General features: G+C 74.5%; 17 protein-coding genes. 3 read left to right on the forward strand and 14 right to left on the reverse strand.

Translation table 11 applies throughout. From position 1 onward, the window contains the following. The first annotated feature begins 140 nt into the window (after positions 1–140). Positions 141–575, forward strand: a complete 435-nt coding sequence (locus GQ466_RS10205; protein WP_161102642.1) for a DUF456 domain-containing protein — start codon at positions 141–143, stop codon at positions 573–575. Here the strand turns inward: GQ466_RS10205 and GQ466_RS10210 are convergent. The 4 genes from GQ466_RS10210 to sucC form a co-directional block, all read right to left on the reverse strand. Then, on the reverse strand, positions 572–2,083 hold the full coding sequence (locus tag GQ466_RS10210) for a cell division protein PerM (protein ID WP_161102643.1): 1,512 nt from the start codon (positions 2,081–2,083) through the stop codon (positions 572–574). The two genes, GQ466_RS10205 and GQ466_RS10210, sit on opposite strands and share 4 nt — an antisense overlap. Before the next feature lie 80 nt (positions 2,084–2,163). Continuing rightward, positions 2,164–2,865, reverse strand: coding sequence for a TetR/AcrR family transcriptional regulator (locus GQ466_RS10215; protein WP_161102644.1), 702 nt, complete (start codon positions 2,863–2,865; stop codon positions 2,164–2,166). Positions 2,866–2,946: 81 nt separating this feature from the next. Further along, on the reverse strand, positions 2,947–3,834 hold the full coding sequence (gene sucD, locus GQ466_RS10220; RefSeq protein WP_161102645.1) for a succinate--CoA ligase subunit alpha: 888 nt from the start codon (positions 3,832–3,834) through the stop codon (positions 2,947–2,949). Between the two features lie 2 nt (positions 3,835–3,836). Continuing rightward, positions 3,837–5,015 carry an ADP-forming succinate--CoA ligase subunit beta gene (gene sucC, locus GQ466_RS10225; RefSeq protein WP_161102646.1) on the reverse strand — a complete coding sequence of 393 codons (1,179 nt, stop codon included), beginning with the start codon at positions 5,013–5,015 and terminating at the stop codon, positions 3,837–3,839. A gap of 297 nt (positions 5,016–5,312) precedes the next feature. Here sucC and GQ466_RS10230 point away from each other — a divergent pair, with 297 nt between their 5' ends. Further along, positions 5,313–6,689, forward strand: a complete 1,377-nt coding sequence (locus GQ466_RS10230) for a glycoside hydrolase family 15 protein (RefSeq protein WP_337193413.1) — start codon at positions 5,313–5,315, stop codon at positions 6,687–6,689. On the opposite strand, the gene GQ466_RS10235 is transcribed toward GQ466_RS10230, so the two are convergent. The 3 genes from GQ466_RS10235 to GQ466_RS10245 all read right to left on the reverse strand — a co-directional run bounded on the left by GQ466_RS10235 (position 6,686) and on the right by GQ466_RS10245 (position 8,900). Further along, positions 6,686–7,450: a TSUP family transporter gene (locus tag GQ466_RS10235; protein ID WP_161102648.1), complete on the reverse strand. Its 765-nt coding sequence runs from the start codon at positions 7,448–7,450 to the stop codon at positions 6,686–6,688. The two genes, GQ466_RS10230 and GQ466_RS10235, sit on opposite strands and share 4 nt — an antisense overlap. Before the next feature lie 54 nt (positions 7,451–7,504). Beyond that, entirely contained in the window at positions 7,505–7,900 is a 396-nt protein-coding gene (locus tag GQ466_RS10240) for a VOC family protein (protein WP_161102649.1), read from the reverse strand. A gap of 61 nt (positions 7,901–7,961) precedes the next feature. Beyond that, complete coding sequence (locus GQ466_RS10245) at positions 7,962–8,900, reverse strand: DUF389 domain-containing protein (RefSeq protein WP_161102650.1); 939 nt, start codon at positions 8,898–8,900, stop codon at positions 7,962–7,964. A 129-nt stretch (positions 8,901–9,029) separates the two neighbouring features. Between GQ466_RS10245 and GQ466_RS10250 the strand changes: the two genes are divergently transcribed. Beyond that, complete coding sequence (locus GQ466_RS10250) at positions 9,030–10,598, forward strand: purple acid phosphatase family protein (protein WP_161102651.1); 1,569 nt, start codon at positions 9,030–9,032, stop codon at positions 10,596–10,598. 21 nt (positions 10,599–10,619) lie between these two features. Here the strand turns inward: GQ466_RS10250 and GQ466_RS10255 are convergent, their stop codons facing one another. Genes GQ466_RS10255 through GQ466_RS10285 form a run of 7 tightly spaced genes read right to left on the reverse strand, consistent with a single transcriptional unit; the run spans position 10,620 to position 16,963 of the window. After that, positions 10,620–11,522 carry an ABC transporter substrate-binding protein gene (locus GQ466_RS10255; protein WP_161102652.1) on the reverse strand — a complete coding sequence of 301 codons (903 nt, stop codon included), beginning with the start codon at positions 11,520–11,522 and terminating at the stop codon, positions 10,620–10,622. After that, positions 11,519–12,613: an LLM class flavin-dependent oxidoreductase gene (locus GQ466_RS10260; RefSeq protein ID WP_161102653.1), complete on the reverse strand. Its 1,095-nt coding sequence runs from the start codon at positions 12,611–12,613 to the stop codon at positions 11,519–11,521. The genes GQ466_RS10255 and GQ466_RS10260 overlap by 4 nt, the downstream gene beginning before the upstream one ends. Next, entirely contained in the window at positions 12,603–13,418 is an 816-nt protein-coding gene (locus tag GQ466_RS10265; RefSeq protein ID WP_161102654.1) for an LLM class flavin-dependent oxidoreductase, read from the reverse strand. Before GQ466_RS10265 ends, GQ466_RS10260 begins: the two co-directional genes overlap by 11 nt. Beyond that, positions 13,415–14,143, reverse strand: coding sequence for an ABC transporter ATP-binding protein (locus tag GQ466_RS10270; RefSeq protein WP_161102655.1), 729 nt, complete (start codon positions 14,141–14,143; stop codon positions 13,415–13,417). Before GQ466_RS10270 ends, GQ466_RS10265 begins: the two co-directional genes overlap by 4 nt. After that, the gene (locus GQ466_RS10275; RefSeq protein WP_161102656.1) at positions 14,140–14,964 is read right to left on the reverse strand and encodes an ABC transporter permease; all 825 of its coding nucleotides are present in this window, start codon (positions 14,962–14,964) and stop codon (positions 14,140–14,142) included. Before GQ466_RS10275 ends, GQ466_RS10270 begins: the two co-directional genes overlap by 4 nt. Further along, on the reverse strand, positions 14,961–15,956 hold the full coding sequence (locus GQ466_RS10280) for an NrtA/SsuA/CpmA family ABC transporter substrate-binding protein (RefSeq protein ID WP_161102657.1): 996 nt from the start codon (positions 15,954–15,956) through the stop codon (positions 14,961–14,963). Before GQ466_RS10280 ends, GQ466_RS10275 begins: the two co-directional genes overlap by 4 nt. Continuing rightward, complete coding sequence (locus tag GQ466_RS10285) at positions 15,953–16,963, reverse strand: ABC transporter substrate-binding protein (RefSeq protein ID WP_161102658.1); 1,011 nt, start codon at positions 16,961–16,963, stop codon at positions 15,953–15,955. The genes GQ466_RS10280 and GQ466_RS10285 overlap by 4 nt, the downstream gene beginning before the upstream one ends. Between the last annotated feature and the right edge of the window lie 80 nt (positions 16,964–17,043).

Raw genomic sequence — 17,043 nt, forward strand, 5'->3', positions numbered from 1 at the left:
TTTCGAGGTGTGGGACGGGCGGCCCCGGCGTCGTCGCGCGGGCCTGCCAGCACGCAGCCTATCCGTCCCGCCGCGCGCCCCCGACGGCGCTCCGCCCCCGGCCGGAGGACGCCGCCACCGAACACGCAGGAGGAAACACCGTGACACACCAGGCGGGACCCGGCGAGGTCCAGGCCCCGCAGGCTCCCCCGCCCGGCGGCCGGCGCGGTCCGGCGTCGCGCCGGGCGCTGTGGCTGGCGATCGGCGGGCTGATCCTGGCGGTGCCGTTCTGGCCGCTCGGGCTGGTGCTCGGCATCGCGGCGATCGTGACCGAGATCCGCGCCCGCCGCGACCCGGCGGTCCCGGCGCGGCGCGGCCTGTCGGCGAGCCTCGTGGTCGGCGCGCTCGCCGTGCTGGTCGGGCTGTTCGCGATGACGAGCTGGATCGTCCTCGCGCCCGAGCTGTCGGACCGGCAGTCGTGCCTGGACGGCGCGAACACCGTCGCCGACAAGAAGGCGTGCGACGACGCGTTCTCCCGGCAGATCATCGACAAGTTCGACCTGCCGCCGGACACGAAGGTGTTCACCGGCTTCTAGTCGTCGGCCTCGTCGCGCAGGACGAAGATCGCGCCGCCCCGGTTCTCGGTGCGGTCGTCGCGCGGGCGGGGCTCGTCGGGCTCCGGCTCGGGGGGACGGGTGCGGCGCGCGGGCAGGACCGGCTCGGCGTCCTCGAACTCCAGCGGGTCCGGGACGGCCGGGACGGGCTTCGGCGCCGGTTCCGGCGCGGGCAGCGGCACGACCGGGTCCGGCAGCGGCTCGGTGAGCAGGACGGGCGCGGCGTCGCGGGGCGGCCTGGGCGGGCGGCGGCGCCGGCGGGGCTTCGGCTCGCCGGTGCGGCGCAGGGCGCGCCCGTTGGCGAGCCAGGCCGCGAGCGCCGCCGCGACGCCGACCTCCAGCGCCGCGAGCAGGCCGACCTGCCAGGGCGAGGGGCCGACGGTCCGGAGCCGTCCGCCGCCCATCGGCCCGCCCGACAGCGCGGCGAGCGCGGCCAGCACGAGGCCGGTCAGGGCGCCGGTCGTGAAGCCCCACAGCGGCGCGGTCTCGGCGGCCGGGCTCGGCAGCGCCCGGACGGTCAGCACCCCGCCGACCGCGCCCGCCGCGAACGGCGCGGCCAGCGCCAGCAGCGACAGGGCGGGCGCGGGGCCGGGGTCGGGCAGCGCGGCGAGCGGCGGGAACGCCGGGACGGTGTCGAGGAACACCCCGGTGACCGAGACGCTGGTGCCCGTCCCGACGGCGAATCCGGCGCCGACGGCGTAGGACGTCCCCCAGATGATCGCGTTCGGCAGGAACGCCAGCTCCACGACCAGCAGCAGGACGCCGCCGACGACGCCCGGCGCCAGCTCCCCGTACAGCCGGTTCGCCTCGGGCAGGTGGAAGGCGAGCGCGACGCCGACGAGCAGCGCGCCCGCCGCGAGCAGCACCGCCAGCGCCCCGGACACCCCGACGACCAGCGACCGCGGACGCTCGGGCAGCAGCCGCAGCAGCGCGCCGAGCCCGGACCGGACGCGGCCTCGGCGCGCGACGATCCCCCGCGCCGCCCCGAGCCCGCCCGCGACCAGCGCGACCGTGAAGCAGCACAGCAGCGCCTGCCACGGCGACGGGCGCACCGGCGGCTTGGTCGCGGCGAGCGCGAGCAGCCCGGCGAACAGCGTGTAGGGGACGGCGAGGGCGACGGCGACGTCCACGACGCCCCGGCGGGTGCGGCGTCCGCTCGTCCGCAGCATCCAGCCGCCGCAGCGGTACAGCAGCGCGCCGGGCAGCGCGACGACGCCGAGCGGGAGCAGCCCGACGCGGCCGTCCGGCAGCGACAGGCCCGCGTGGTGGGCGACGAGCCAGAACGTCACGGCCGTCCGGAACACGCCGGGCAGGCCGGTGCCGAGCGCCGAGCGCGGCGCGGCGATCCAGCCGACGAGGGTGACCGTGACGAGCACGGCCAGCCCGATCCCGACGCACCACACCGCGCCGACGAGGCCGGTGACGAGCAGTGGGCGCTGCGTCCCCGCGCGGTCCGGAGCCGTCCGCCGCTCCCGCGTCATGTCGCTCATCCGCCCCATGCTGGCAGGGGGCCGCCCCCGGGGTCCGCGCGTCGCCCGGCGTGTCGCCTTTGTCGTGGCGGATGTCGCGGTCAGGCGGGGAGCGGGGCGTCCATGATCCGCAGCAGGATCTCGGTGAGCGGGTCGCGCAGCGCGGGCAGTTCGTCCGCCCGGCCCGCGCTGACGTGGACGAGGATCAGCTCGGCGACCGCGCCGACCGCCGCCGTGAACGCGTGCTCGGGCGCGGGCGGCCACTCGGGGTGCTTGCGCGCGGCGTGCTCGCGCCAGCCGCGCAGGACGTCGGCGACGAGCCCGTAGCCCTTGAGGCGCCCGCGCAGCGCGCGCGGCCCGACGGCGGGCAGCTCCACGAGGATGCAGCGCGCGTACTCCGGTTCCCGCGCGCACAGCCCCAGGTACGCGCCGAGCGCGGCGCGCAGCAGTTCGCGGGACGAGGACGGCCGCCCGGCGTCGCGCGGCGGGGCCATCACCTCGGCGACGATCGCCTCCTGCGCCTCGGCCATCGCCGACAGGAAGCAGTCCTCGACGCCGGCGAAGTGGTCGTAGAACGCCTTGCGGGACACGCGGGCGCGCTGGACGACCATCGCGACCGTCGTGTGCGCGTACCCGGCCTCGGCGACCGCCGCGATCACCGCGCCGCGCAGCCGCCGCCGCTGCTCCTCCCGCACGACGGACGCGGGCAGGCTGCTGCGTCCGCGCGGCAGTCCCGGCCGGTCCGGGCCGTAGACGGCGGCCAGGCGCGGTTCGTCGCCGGGCGGCGTCGGGTTCTCGATCATCGGTGCGGCCAGCCTACCGACCCGGGCGAACGAAGGACGCCCGCGCCGCCGGGGCGGCACGGGCGTCCTTCGCGCGCTCGGTCAGAGCTTGTTCATGATCTCCCGCATGAGGACGGCGGTCTCGCTCGGCGTCTTGCCGACCCGCACGCCGACCTTCTCCAGCGCCTCCTTCTTGGCCTGGGCGGTGCCCGCCGAGCCGGAGACGATCGCGCCCGCGTGGCCCATCGTCTTGCCCTCGGGGGCGGTGAAGCCCGCGACGTAGCCGACGACCGGCTTGGTCACGTGCTGCTCGATGTAGGCCGCGGCGCGCTCCTCGGCGTCGCCGCCGATCTCGCCGATCATGACGATCGCGTCGGTCTCCGGGTCGTCCTGGAACGCCTGGAGCGCGTCGATGTGCGTCGTCCCGATGATCGGGTCGCCGCCGATGCCGACGCAGGTGGAGAAGCCGATGTCGCGCAGCTCGTACATCATCTGGTACGTCAGCGTGCCCGACTTGGACACCAGGCCGATGCGGCCGGGCGAGGTGATGTCGGCGGGGATGATGCCCGCGTTCGACTTGCCGGGGGACGCGATGCCGGGGCAGTTCGGCCCGATGATCCGGGTCGCGTTGCCCTTCTCGACCGCGTAGGCCCAGAAGTAGGCGGTGTCGTGGACCGGCACGCCCTCGGTGATCACGACGGCGAGGGGGATCTCGGCGTCGATCGCCTCGACGACGGCGTCCTTGGTGAACTTCGGCGGGACGAACACGACCGACACGTCCGCGCCGGTCCGCTCGATCGCCTCCTTGACCGTCCCGAAGACCGGGAGGGTGGTGCCGTCGAAGTCGACGGTCTGCCCGGCCTTGCGGGCGTTGACGCCGCCGACGACCTGCGCGCCGGAGGCCAGCATCCGCCGGGAGTGCTTCATGCCCTCCGAACCGGTGATGCCCTGAACGATGATCTTGCTGTTCTCGGTGAGCCAGATGGCCATGTTCACGCACCTGCCGCGGCGAGTTCGGCGGCGCGCTCGGCCGCATCGTCCATCGTGTCGACCTGCTCGACGCCGGGCAGCGCCGCGTCGGTCAGGATCTGGCGGCCCAGCTCGGCGTTGTTGCCGTCGAGGCGGACCGCGAGCGGCCGGTCGACGGTCTCGCCGCGCTCGGCCAGGAGCTTGTAGGCGCTGACGATGCCGTTGGCGACGGCGTCGCAGGCGGTGATGCCGCCGAAGACGTTGACGAACACCGACTTCACGTCCGGGTCCGACAGGACGATCTCCAGGCTGTCGGCCATCACCTCGGCGGACGCGCCGCCGCCGATGTCGAGGAAGTTCGCCGGCTTCTGGCCGCCGTGGTCCTCCCCCGCGTACGACACGACGTCCAGCGTGGACATGACGAGCCCGGCGCCGTTGCCGATGATGCCGACGGAGCCGTCCAGCTTGACGTAGTTGAGGTCCTTCTCCTTGGCGCGGGCCTCCAGCGGGTCGGCCGCGGCCTTGTCCTCCAGCCGGTCGTGCTCCTGGCGGAAGGCGGCGTTGTCGTCCAGCGAGACCTTGCCGTCGAGGGCCTTGACCTCGCCGTCGGCGGTGAGGATCAGCGGGTTCACCTCGACGAGCGTCGCGTCCTCGTCGGTGAAGACGGCCCACAGGCGCTCGATCAGCGCGGCGGCGCCGTCCAGGGCCTCCTCGGGCAGCCGCCCCTGCTCGGCGATCGAGCGGGCGGTGGCCCGGTCCACGCCGTGCAGCGGGGAGACGGGCACGAGCGCGAGGCGGTCGTGCGGGACCTCCTCGATCTCCACGCCGCCCTCGACCGAGCAGATGGACAGGAACGTGCGGTTCGCGCGGTCGAGCAGGAAGGAGAAGTAGTACTCCTGCGCGATGGCGCTGCCCTCTTCGATGAGCACCTTGTGGACCGTGTGGCCCTTGATGTCCATGCCGAGGATCTGTCCGGCGAGCGCTTCGGCCTCGTCGGCGTCGTCGGCGAGCTTCACGCCGCCGGCCTTGCCGCGGCCCCCGGTCTTCACCTGGGCCTTGACGACGACCTTCGAGCTACCCGCGGCGAACAGCTCCGCCGCGATGGCCCGGGCTTCCTGAGGTGTGTGGGCGACCTTGCCGGTAGGCACCGGTACCCCGTACTCGGCGAAGAGTTCCTTCGCCTGATGTTCGAACAGGTCCACGAGGCGTCCTTATACGGATCGACAGCCAATGACCGCTTCGAGTGGGGAACACGGGCGTCCGTGCGGCTCGCCACCCTGCGGTCCGCTCCGTCGATGCAGCCTAGTCCTCCCGCGTTCGTGGTCGCGCCGCCGGGGGCGGTCTCGCCGGATCTCACAACGGCCCAGGTAGAGCGGTGCGCGCGGCTACTCGCCGGTACCCGGGCGGGCGGTGTCGTTCGCCGGGGTTTGGTGTACTTGGTTACACGGCGTCGCGGTGATCCCGCGATGAACGCCGGTGCACGGTCGAGGGGAGTGCGGGTGACGCGACGGGGCGTCCGGGTGCGGCGGATCGGCGCGTTCCTGCTGGCCGGAGCGCTGGCGGCGACGTGCGGAGCGCGCGCCCTGCCGGACGCCGGGACGCCGTCGTGGGCGTCGCCGGGGCTCGTCGGCGGGGGCGGCTGGCCGTACGCGGGGGTGCCGCTGCCGCCCGAGGACGCGCCGGGCGCGTCCTACATTCCGGGCAGTTCGGTCGTTCGGCTGGCGGACGGGCGGGTGCGGCTGGTGCCGTTCGGCGGAGAGACGGCCGTCACTCTGGACGCGTCCGACCCCGGGGTCGTCGCGGCGGTGCGGTCGGACCGGGCGTGGCTGGCGTCGGGGACCGTTCCGGGGCGATTTTCCGACATGGCGTCGCGCGCGCTGCTGGACCTTCGGCTGCTGACGGGCGCGGAGGGCGCGTCGCTGGCGTCCTGGTTCGGCGCGTGGCGGTACGCGTGGCCGCGCGACTCGGCGTTCGCCGCCGCCGCGTTCACCGTCACCGGGCATCCGCAGGAGGCGCTGCGGATCCTGCGGTTCATGGCCGGCGTGCAGACGCCGTCGGGGCTGTGGGCCGCGCGGTACCGGCCGGACGGCTCGCCGGTGCTGGATGGCCGGTCGCCGCAGCTCGACTCGGTCGGGTGGATGCTGTGGGCCGCCTGGCTGTTCCAGCGGTCTGACCCGTCCGGGACGGAACTGTGGCCGATGGTGGAGCGCGGGGCGGACCGGCTCGCGGCGTCGCTGCGCCGGGACGGGCTGCCGCCGCCGTCCGCCGACTACTGGGAGCGGAACCCCGCGACCGAGCAGGACCCCGGGGCTCCGACGCTCGGCGTCGCCGGGCCGGTGCTGGCGGGGCTGCGGTCGGCGGCGGCGTTCGCGTCCGGTACCGGTCATACCGCCCGGGCGGCGGCGTGGCGGACGGCGGCCGACCGGGTGGCGGACGCGATCGGCGCGCGGTTCGCGCCGCTCGGCTATCCGCGCTCGCCGGTGCGCGGCGGCGCGATGGACACGTCCGTGACGTTCGTCGCACCGCCGTTCGCGCCCGCCGACCCGTTCGTGGCGGCGGCGGTCGCGACGGCCGCGCGGCGGCAGGCGCTGCCGAACGGCGGGGTGCTGCCGGGCGAGCGGTGGCCGGGCGATCCGTCGGTGGCGTGGACGCCCGAGACAGCCCTGTTCGCGCTGAGCGACGCGGCGTCCGGGCGGCGGGACGCGGCCGTCGCGCAGTTGAGCTGGCTCGCGTCCCACCGCACGTCGCTCGGCGCGCTGCCGGAGAAGGTCGACCCGGGCGGGCGGCAGGCGGCGGTGGCGCCGCTCGGCTGGACGGCGTCGCTGGTCGTCCTCGCGCTGACCGCGCTGGAACGCCCGCTGCCGGTGCCGGACTAGGCGAACTGCTCGGCGCCGAGCTTGAGGACGAGCGCCGTCACGACGCACAGCAGGACGGCGCGGACGAACCCGGTGCCGCGCCTGATCGCCGTCCGCGCCCCGAGCTGCGCGCCGACGATGTTGCACGCGCCCATGCCGAGCCCGAGCGCCCACAGGATGTGGCCCTGCGCGCCGAACACGAGCAGCGCGCCGAGGTTGGTGCCGGTGTTGATGATCTTGGCGTTGGCGGACGCGCGGACGAAGTCGGAGCCGAGCAGCGCGGTGAACGCGAGGACGAGGAACGTTCCCGTCCCAGGCCCGACCAGCCCGTCGTAGAAGGCGATGGCGACGCCCGGGACGGCGACGGCGGCGGCGATCCTGCGGCGCGTCCGCGGCACGTCGCGCGCCTCCCGGCCGAGCTTCGGATTGAGCACGACGATCACGGCGACCCCGAGCAGGACGGCGAGGACGACCGGCTTCAGCACGTCCGCCGACATCGCCGCCGCGCACAGCGCCCCGCCCGCCGCGCACACGACCGCGAGCAGGGCGGCCGGTCCCGCGACGCGCACGTCCGGGCGGGCGCGGCGCAGGTAGGCGACGGCGGCCGAGGACGTCCCGGCGATCGAGCCGAGCTTGTTCGTCGCGAGCGCGGCGACCGGCGCGGACGGCCCGAGCAGCAGCAGCGCGGGGAGCTGGATCAGCCCGCCGCCGCCGACGACGGCGTCCACCCAGCCCGCCGCGAGGGCCGCGAGCAGCAGCACCGCCAGATGGTCGACCGGCACCCGGCACTCCCTGGATGTAAGGGGATAAGTCCGGAATGACGGTAACACGGGGTGTCAGGCGTCCAGCGGCGTCAGGAAGATCCAGATGTGGGCGAACGGGTCGCGGAGCATCGACTGGCGGGCGCCGTAGGCCATGTCGGCGGGCGGCGCGAGCAGCTCGGCGCCCGCCGCCACCGCCCGCTCCGTCAGCGCGTCCACGTCGGGGACGTAGACGTGCAGCGCCACGGGCGTCGTCGCGCCGGGCGGCGCGAACGGGGGTTCGGGGTCGCCGAGCATGAGCGTCGAGCCCTCGATGGAGATCTCGGCGTGGACGATCCGGCCGTGCCCGCCGTCCAGCCGGAACAGCTCGGACGCGCCGAACGCCCGCGTGTAGAAGTCGATCGCCGCCGCCGCGTCGTCGACCATGATGTGCGGAATGACCGCGTGCTGGTAGTGCTCGGGAACGTCCATGCTCCGACGGTAGGCCGCGCGGGGGGCGCTCGGGATCGGGCGCGCGGGCCGGACTTTGGTCCTACGTCCTCCGGCGGCGGCGCCGGACGAGCGACCAGCCCGCCTTCTGGACCGCGAGCGTCGCCGTCCCGGCGAGGACCATGCCGAGCAGGTTCACGCCGAGCTGGACCGCCGAGCCCCGGATCTCGCCGTCGCGCGACAGCGCCGCCGCGACCGCGATGTTCCCGGCGGCGGGCACCGTCGTCACCGAGATGAACACGCCGACGAGCGCGGACGACTTCCCGGCCGTCAGCGACAGCACGCCCGCCGCGCCCGCCAGCACCGCGACGATGAACGACCACCGGTCGGGGTGGTAGACGAAGCCCGTCTGCGGGCGGGCGGCGGTCAGGGCGTCCGGGCCGATGATCCCGGTCCAGCGCGCGACCAGCGCGCACACGAACGTCACGGCCACCGCGACCGCGAACCCCGCCGCGAGCACGCCGAGCGCCCGCAGGATCCGGCGGCCGTCGCCGCGCAGCAGCCCGTGCGAGACCGCCGCGACCGCGCCGAACTCCGGGCCGAGCACCATCGCGCCGACGATGAGGATCGTGGAGTCGATGAGCGCGGCGATCCCGGCGAGCTGGGTCGCGAGCGCGAGGAACGCGACGAACGACCAGGTCAGCCGGGTCTCCTCGGCCAGGCGGCGGTCCAGTTCCTCCCAGACGACGGCGTCGTCGCCGTGGCCGGGCGCCCGTTCCTCCGCCGCGTCGGCCGCCGCCGAGATCGACACGTCGATGCGCTCCAGCGCGATCGAGCCGTCGCGTTCCAGGCCCAGGGCGCGCAGCGCGGCGATGACGTCGTTGGCGGCCTCGCGCGCGACGTCGCACATGACGACGTCGCCGGGCGGGCGGCGCGCCGCGTCCGGGAACACCATGACGTTCGTGGTGCCCGGGTCGTCGGCGAGGATCCGGCAGACCTCGTCCGTCCGGTCCTTCGGCGTGATGGCCCGCAGATGCAGCATCCGAACATCGTGCCGCAACTCGGGCGCGACGTCGCCGAACGTTGTTCACCTCACCGGACGCGCCTCGTCACGCGCCGCTCACCGGGACGGCCGATCGTGTTCCGGCGGGAGCACGACCGAGGAGGCGGCATGGCCGAAAAGCACGGTGTGGGACGCCGGCAGGTACTGCGCGGGCTGGGCGGCGCGGCCCTCGCCGCTCCGATGCTCGGCCGGCCGGGCACCGCCGCCGCGCTCGTGACGACCCCGGACGCCGCCGGCGCGCCGCGTCCCGAGCAGCTCCACCTCCAGTTCGGCGCGGACGCCGCGCACGAGATGACGGTGTCCTGGGCCGCGCCGGAGCGCGTCGCGCGTCCCGTCGTGCGGCTCGGCCGTCCCGGGCACGGCCTCGGGACGCTCGTCCACGCCGAGGAGCGCGTCTACACCGAGGCGCTGACGGGCGAGCGGGTGTTCACCTACCACGCTGAACTGCCGCGACTGGCGTCCGGTTCGTCCTACACCTACCGGGTGGAGCACCGGGGCGCGGAGCCGCTGGCGGGCGCGTTCCGGACGGCCCCGCACGGCCGCTCGCGCAAGTTTCGGTTCACCAGCTTCGGCGACCAGGCGATCCCCGCGAAGGTCGGCCAGGGCCTCGGCCCCGCGACGCCGAACGCGGGCTACATCGTGGACGCCGTCGACCGCCTCGACCCGCTGTTCCACCTGCTCAACGGCGACCTCTGCTACGCCAACGTGAGCGACGCGCCGGTGGAGACATGGCGGTCGTTCTTCGCGAACAACCAGCGGTCGGCGTCCCGGCGCCCGTGGATGCCGTGCGCGGGCAACCACGAGAACGAGGTCGGCAACGGCCCGCAGGGCTACCTGGCGTACCAGACGCGGTTCGCGCTGCCCGGCAACGGGACGCGCGACTTCGCCGGCAACTGGTACGCGTTCACCGTCGGCGCCATCCGCGTCATCTCGCTGAACAACGACGACGTCTGCCTCCAGGACGGCGCGTTCAGCGCGTACCGCCGCGACCACATCGCGGACTACGACGCCAAGGGCTACGACCCCTACATCCGCGGTTACAGCGACGGCGCCCAGAAGGCATGGCTGGAACGGACGCTCCGCGCCGCCGCCCACGACCCGGACATCGACTGGATCATCGTCTGCATGCACCAGGTCGCGATGTCCTCGGCGCACTTCAACGGCGCGGACCTCGGCATCCGCCAGGAATGGCTGCCCCTGTTCGACCGCTACGGCGTGGACCTCGTCCTGGCAGGCCACGAACACCACTTCGAGCGCACCTTCCCGGTGAAGGGCATCCTCCCCGGCAGCCCCCTCCTGACCCCCGCGCCACAAGACACTGACGCAACGGTCATCGACACCACCAAGGGCGCCGTCCACATGATCATCGGCGGCGGCGGACACTCGGCCGCCACCCCCTGGTCCGCCTTCGACGCACCGAACGACGGCGTCGTCATCACCGACGTGAACCCCGGCGACCCGCACCACCAGCGCACGTCCAAGACCACGACCGAACCCGCCCCCTGGTCCGCCTACCGCGACCTGAAGAAGCCCTACGGCTTCGCGTCCTTCGACTACGAGCCCCACGCCCCCGGCGGCCACACCGAGATCACCGTGACCCACTACGGCGCCGACCTCGGCTCCCCGACCTACGAAGAACTCGACCGCTTCACCCTCCGCAAGCCCCGCCACCGCTAGGCGGGGCCCGCGGAGCGTCCGTCAGGGGGTGAGGAGGGCGTTGATCTCGGGGAGGACGGCGTCGGCGACGGTGATCCTGCGCTGGATCAGGCCGTTGGCGTGGAAGAGGTCGGCCGCGTGCTGCTGTTCGGCGACGAAGTCGGCGTCGACCGGGTTCAGGCCCCAGGGGCGGGTGCGGATCGCGTGCTCCCAGGCGTGCAGTTCGCCGTCGTCGCGGGCGAAGTAGGTCGCCGCGTCGAGCGGGTTGTCGCGGATCCACGCGTCCGACTCCTGGAGCGCTGCGATGATCGCGGCCAGCTCGTCGCGGCGGGTCGTGGCGAACTCGCGGCTGGTGAACCACAGCGAGCGGTGGCTGAACAGGCCCTCGGTCGCGATCACCGTGCGGACCTCGATGCGGTCCTCGACGTCGGTGAGGTCGGGGTAGGAGCCGACCCAGGCGTCCACCTCGCCGTTCAGGAACAGTTCGGCGGCGTTGCCGTAGGCGTCGACGGGCTCGATGTCGCGCCAGGTCAGCCCGGCCTTTTCCAGCGCGAGCAGGAGAAGGGTCGTCTGCCAGGAGCCGTGGCCCAGGGCTACGCGGCGGCCTTTCAGGTCGGCGGGGCCCTGGATGGGCGAGGACGCCGGGACGACGATCCGCCCGTTCTCCACGCGCGGGCCCGACACCGCGACGTACACGATGTCGTGGCCCTTCGCCTGGGCCGTGACGGGCGGGGTGGAGCCGGTGCCGATGAAGTCGTAGCCGCCGTCGAACAGGTGGTCGCCGTGCGCCGACGGCAGCCCTTCGGTCGGCGCGGGGCGCTCACCGGCGGGCAGGTCGCGCAGGTCCACCCACTCCACGTCCGGGACGGCGCGCTCCAGCACGCGGCGGTGCCGCAGCACCCACAGCGAGTTGTTCTGCGGGAAGTACCCGACGCGCAGGCTCATGACAGTCTTCCTTTCAGCAGGGGCAGGACGTGGCGGCCGACGCGCCGCGCCTCTTCGAGATGGGGGACGCCCGCGAGGATGAACGCGTCCACGCCGAGCCGGACCAGTTCGTCCAGCCGCTCGGCGACCTGGTGGTAGTCGCCGACGAGGCCGAACAGCGGGCCGGGGCGCAGCCGGTCGAACCCGCCCCACACGTTCGGCTGGACCTCCAGGTCGCGGTAGGACGAGCCCGCGCCCTCGGTGAACGACCGGCCGCGCTTCCAGCCGACCGACTCCGTCCCGCCGGACGCGCGGTCGGACGCGCGCGCCCAGCCGCGCCGGATCTCGTCCCACGCCTCATCCTCGGTCTCGCGGGCGAGGACGTCCACGCGGACGGCGAACTTCGGCGGGGTGTCGCTGTGCGCGCGGACCTGAGCGAACTTCTCGGCGAGCGCGTCGAACGGCTCCAGCCACGACAGGTAGTAGTCGGCGTGGCGGCCGGCGGCGGCGATCGCGGCGGGCGACGACCCGGAGAAATAGACCTCCGGGAACGGCTGGCCGCGCAGCTCCGGCGGCAGCGCGCCGCCTTCGACGGTGTAGAAGCGGCCGTCATGGTCGTAGGGACCGTTCCACACGCCTTTCAGGACGTCCAGGAACTCCGACGTCCGGGCGTACCGGTCGTCGTGGTCCACGCGGTCGCCCCACCAGAGCTGCTGCGGCCCGCCGCCGCCGGAGATGATGTTGTAGACGACGCGTCCGCCCGTCGCGGCCTGCAGCGACGCCGACATGCGCGCCGCCTGCACCGGATGCAGGAACCCGGGCTGGAACGCGATCATGAAGCGGTAGGCGGACGTCTCCCCCGCCAGCGACGCGGCGGCGGCCCACGGGTCGTCGGTCTCGGGGAACGACGGCATCAGCCCGCCGACGAACCCCGCGCGCTCGGTGGCGCGGGCGACCTCGGCCATGTAGTCGAGCGGACCGTACCCGTCGTCCGCTCCGGGCGCCAGCGCGCCCGGACGGTGCGGGCCGAACCCGCCGCGCGTGATGTCGCCGAGCCGCAGCGCGGGCGCGTCGCCTTCCATCGCGATGCGCCAGTAGATGTCAACCGGCATTCCCCGCCTCCTTCGCGAGCCTCGGCAGGACGTGTTCGGCGAGCCGGTAGGCGTCGGCCACCGGGTCGGCGGGGTCGACGACGAACTCGGTCACGCCGTGCGCCTCGTACGTGCGGAGCTGGTCGGCGAACGCGTCGGCGTCCCCGGCGAAGCGCAGCCGGACGGCCGCCGCGACGCCGTCCGGGACGAGCGCCGGGTCGTCCCCGGGCGCCAGGACGTGGACGTCGGCGTGCCGGGCGGACAGGGCGAGCGCGTCCGGGGACGTCCCCGACAGCCAGACGCGCGGGAACGGACGGTCCACGCGCGAGTCCGGCAGCCCGCCGTCCAGGACGGCGAAGTGCGCGCCCTCCCGGCTGTAGCCGCGCCCGGCCCAGACGCCGCGCGCGATGGTCAGGAACTCGTCGGCGCGCTCGTAGCGGGCCGGGCCGGTCAGGACGTCGCCGTGCGCGCGGGCGACGGCCGGGTCCTGGTCGACGGCGAGCCACCACGCGAGGCGTCCGGCGTGGTAGCGCTGGAGCGACGCCGACAGCTTCGCCGCGTAGACGGGCGTCGTGACGGCGGCGGAGAACTCGACGGTCACGCCGATCCGCCGCGTGTCGCGCAGCACCGCCGCCGCGAGGACGAGCGCGTCGTGCCCGCCCGGGTCGAACGGGACGAGCACGCCGGACAGTCCGCCCAGCTCGGCGGCGCGTCCGGTGGCGCGGTGCTCGGGGCCGCGCGCGGGCGGCCGGACGTCGGTGACGAAGTCGGGCAGCGCGACGGGCGCGGGCGCGCGCGTCGGCGCCACCACGTGGACGCGGGTCATCGGACGGCTCCTTCCTCGACGGGTGCGGGCTCGCGGACGCCGAGGTCGGCGAGCAGCCGGCGGCGCAGCGCGGTGAACGCCGGGTCGGTGGCGTCGCGGGGCCGGTCGGTGGTGACGGTCTCGTCGGTGACCAGGTCCCCGTCCTTGAGGACGGCGACGCGGTCGGCGAGCCGGACGGCCTCGTCCACGTCGTGCGTGACCAGCAGCACGGCCGGGCGGTGCCGCCGGACGAGGTCGCCGACGAGGTCCTGCATCTTCAGCCGGGTCAGCGCGTCGAGCGCGGCGAACGGCTCGTCCAGCAGCAGCAGCTCGGGCTCGCGGACCAGCGCCCGCGCGAGCGCGACCCGCTGCGCCTCGCCGCCCGACAGCGTGTGCGGCCAGGCGCGGGCGTGGTCGGCCAGGCCCACCTCGGCGAGCGCCCGCAGCCCGCGCTCGCGGCTCGCGTCGCCGCGCGGCAGCCCGACGACGACGTTGCCGAGCACGCGCTTGGACGGGACGAGCCGGGGCTCCTGGAACACGATCGTCCGGGCCTCGGGGACGAGCACGGTCCCGGCGTCCGGCCGGTCCAGCGCGCCGAGGATTCTGAGCAGCGTTGTTTTCCCCGTGCCGCTGGCGCCGAGCAGCGCGACGAACTCGCCGCGCCGGATGTCGAGCGCAAGCCCGTCGAGAACCGAACGGGTCCCGAACGTCCGCCGCAACCCTTCAATATGCACCGCGACACTCATCGGGCCGCCTCCTTGACGCGCCACGGCATGAAGACGCGTTCGGCCAGGCGGGCGACCAGGTCGGCGCAGATGCCGAGGATGCCGTAGATGAGCACGCAGACCGACAGGATGTCCGTCCGCGAGAAGCTCTGCGCCTGCGTCATCAGGTAGCCGATCCCGGACGTCGAGTTGATCTCCTCGGCGGCGATGAGCGCGATCACGCTGAGCGTCATCGACAGCCGGAACCCGGCGAGCAGCGACGGCAGCGCCCCCGGCAGGACGACCTGCCGCACGAGCTGCCACCCGCCGAGCCCGAACGAGCGCATCGCCTCCAGCAGCCGCCGGTCCACGTTGCGGACGCCGCCCGCCGTCGACACGTACATGGGGAACGTCGTGGCGACCGCGATGAGGATGATCCGCGCCGACTCCCCGATCCCGAACCACACCATGAACAGCGGGACGAGCGACAGGAACGGCAGCGCGCGCAGCAGTTGCAGCGGCGAGTCCAGAAGTTCCTCACCGAGCCGCCAGAATCCGGTGACGACGCCGAGCAGCAGCCCGGCCGCGAGCCCGAACGCCAGGCCGAGGACGGCGCGGGTGAGCGAGACGCGCAGGGCGTCGGTGAGCTGGCCGTCGGACCACAGCTCGCGGGCGGCGTCCAGGACGGTCAGCGGGGACGCGAGGACGTCCGGGCTGAGCACGCCGGTCGCCGACGCGAGCCACCAGCCGCCGAGCAGGGCGAGCGGCCCGGCGGTCCGCAGCGCGAGCGTCACCTCGCGGCGGCGCGGACGCGGCAGCTTCGGGCGCGGGACGACCAGCCCGGGGAAGGACGCCTCGGTCATGACCCGGCCCCGGTCGGGTCGAGCACGTGCGGCGCCACGTCCACCGGCGCGGGCGTGACCTTCTGGTCGGCGAAGAACTTGGCGACGCTCGCGAAGTTGGCGAGGTCGGTCGCGCCGATCGGCTGGGCGGTGGCGCCCTTGCGGGCGTTGTCGAGCGTGAGCGCCAGCGCGGTGCCGCTCACGGCCTGCGGCCCGGCCTTGGTGAACACGTTGACGTAGGCGGTCGGGTTCTGGATCTGCTTGGTCCCGGCGTCGTGGAGGTACTGGTAGAACGCCTTGACGACCTCGGGGTGCTCCTTGGCGAAGCCCGTCCGGACGGCCCACACCGAGTAGTTCTGCGACCCGATCTGCCCGCCCGTGACGAGGAACCGGGCGCCCGCCGTCGCGATCTCGGGGATGGAGTAGTTGGCCCAGACGGCCCACGCGTCCACCTTGCCGGAGTTGAACACCGGCGCGGTCTGCGCGGGGTTGAGGTAGACGCGCGTGACCCGGTCCGCCGGGATCTTCTCCTGCTCCAGCGCCTTGAGCAGCAGGTACTCGGCCGTGCCGCCCTTGTTGACGGCCACCTTCTTGCCGACGAGGTCGCGGACGGTCCGGATCGGCGAGTCCTTGCCGACGAGGATGCCCTCCCCGAACCGGTCGGGCGCGATCGCGGCGAACAGCTTGAACCCGGGCTTCTGCCCGAGCGCGGCGACGGCCGAGGTGATCGAGCCCTGCGCCGCGTCCAGCTCGCCGGCGTTCATCTCCTGCGCGGCGGGGGCGAACGGGCCGCTGCTGCCCGTCCAGGCGATCTTGGCGTGGACGGCCTTGAGCGCTGCCGCGAGGCTGCCGTCCTTCTTGCCGAGCGCGAGCACGCCCGAGTTGCCGGGATCGGGGACGCGGAACGTCACGTCGCCGGACGCCGCGTCCGCGCCGCCGCAGCCCGCGGCGGCCAGCAGGACGGCGAGGACTCCGGCGATCAGGCCCGTCGGGCGGGCGGGGATGCGGGTCATGGCTGCTCCAGAGAGAGGAAGGGGAGGTCGGGGACGAGGCGCCGGGCGGCGGCCAGCGGCGCGGGGTCGGCCCAGGCGGACACGTCCACCGGGGCGTCGTGGAAGCCGTGCCGGCGCAGGAACTCCTCCTGTCCTGCGAGCAGGGTGAGCCGCTCGTCGGACAGGTCGGCGTGCAGGTCGGCGGTGTTCCGGTAGGCGGCGGCGACCCCGGCGGGGCCGGAGCCGGTCTCGGCGCCGAGGATGCGGGCGACCTCGGCGGGCCGGTCCCGCGCCCAGTCCGCCGCGCCGAGCAGCACGGCGAGGAACCGGACGACGAGGTCGGGGTGGTCGTCCAGCAGCCGCTGGTCGACCGTGATCGGACGGGGCGTGCCGTTGTTGACGCGGGCGCTCCGGTCGGGCAGCGCGTCGAGGTCGATGGCGACCTCGGCGCCGTAGCGGGCGGCGGTCTCCACGGCGACCGCGCCCTTGGTGTAGACGGCGTCCACGCGGCCGTCGCGCAGGGCGGCGAGTTCGGCCTCCCACTGGCCGGGCAGGACGTCGCCGTCCAGCTCGACGAGCTCGGCGTCGGCGAGGGTCAGCCCGGCCTGGCGCAGCGCGCCGTCGAAGCCGCGCAGCGCCATCGCCCGCCAGAAGTCGATCTCGATGGTCCGGCGCGGGACGGCGAGCCGCAGCCCCTTGAGGTCGCCGGGGCCGTGGACGCCCGCGCCGGGCCGCGCCACGACGACCTGCCGCTCCTCGATCCACGTCAGCCCGACGAGCCGGGTCGGCGCGCCGGTGGAACGTGCCCACAGCGCGGGCACGTTGCCGCCCTCGCGGATCAGCGTGGCGAGCCGGTGCCGGAAGTGCTCGGCGCGGCGGTCGCCCGCGTCCTCCTCCTGGAGCGAGCGGACGGCGACGCCGTCGGGGGCGAACGCCGCGGCGAGCCAGTTCTGGTCGGCGGCGATGCCGGTGGCGGTGGGGACGGGACAGCGGGTGTACCAGAGGGTGTCGGGTCGGGGTGCGGCCATGCCGGGGAGTATTGCCGACAATCCCGACCAATTCAACATGGTTCTCACCATGTGGTAAGGCGTCCGGACCGTCCGCAGGT

This window comes from Actinomadura rayongensis (genome assembly GCF_009831215.1).
GTDB classification, from domain to species: domain Bacteria; phylum Actinomycetota; class Actinomycetes; order Streptosporangiales; family Streptosporangiaceae; genus Spirillospora; species Spirillospora rayongensis.

What these genes read in the sequence shown, in the direction of transcription:
- GQ466_RS10265 (WP_161102654.1), bottom strand. Translation starts at nt 13,418, where the DNA reads ATGACCCGCGTCCACGTGGTGGCGCCGACGCGCGCGCCCGCGCCCGTC.
- GQ466_RS10280 (WP_161102657.1), bottom strand. Translation starts at nt 15,956, where the DNA reads ATGACCCGCATCCCCGCCCGCCCGACGGGCCTGATCGCCGGAGTCCTC.
- GQ466_RS10250 (WP_161102651.1), top strand. Translation starts at nt 9,030, where the DNA reads ATGGCCGAAAAGCACGGTGTGGGACGCCGGCAGGTACTGCGCGGGCTG.
- GQ466_RS10260 (WP_161102653.1), bottom strand. Translation starts at nt 12,613, where the DNA reads ATGCCGGTTGACATCTACTGGCGCATCGCGATGGAAGGCGACGCGCCC.
- GQ466_RS10270 (WP_161102655.1), bottom strand. Translation starts at nt 14,143, where the DNA reads ATGAGTGTCGCGGTGCATATTGAAGGGTTGCGGCGGACGTTCGGGACC.
- GQ466_RS10285 (WP_161102658.1), bottom strand. Translation starts at nt 16,963, where the DNA reads ATGGCCGCACCCCGACCCGACACCCTCTGGTACACCCGCTGTCCCGTC.
- GQ466_RS10255 (WP_161102652.1), bottom strand. Translation starts at nt 11,522, where the DNA reads ATGAGCCTGCGCGTCGGGTACTTCCCGCAGAACAACTCGCTGTGGGTG.
- GQ466_RS10240 (WP_161102649.1), bottom strand. Translation starts at nt 7,900, where the DNA reads ATGGACGTTCCCGAGCACTACCAGCACGCGGTCATTCCGCACATCATG.
- sucD (WP_161102645.1), bottom strand. Translation starts at nt 3,834, where the DNA reads ATGGCCATCTGGCTCACCGAGAACAGCAAGATCATCGTTCAGGGCATC.
- GQ466_RS10215 (WP_161102644.1), bottom strand. Translation starts at nt 2,865, where the DNA reads ATGATCGAGAACCCGACGCCGCCCGGCGACGAACCGCGCCTGGCCGCC.
- GQ466_RS10245 (WP_161102650.1), bottom strand. Translation starts at nt 8,900, where the DNA reads ATGCTGCATCTGCGGGCCATCACGCCGAAGGACCGGACGGACGAGGTC.
- GQ466_RS10275 (WP_161102656.1), bottom strand. Translation starts at nt 14,964, where the DNA reads ATGACCGAGGCGTCCTTCCCCGGGCTGGTCGTCCCGCGCCCGAAGCTG.
- GQ466_RS10210 (WP_161102643.1), bottom strand. Translation starts at nt 2,083, where the DNA reads ATGAGCGACATGACGCGGGAGCGGCGGACGGCTCCGGACCGCGCGGGG.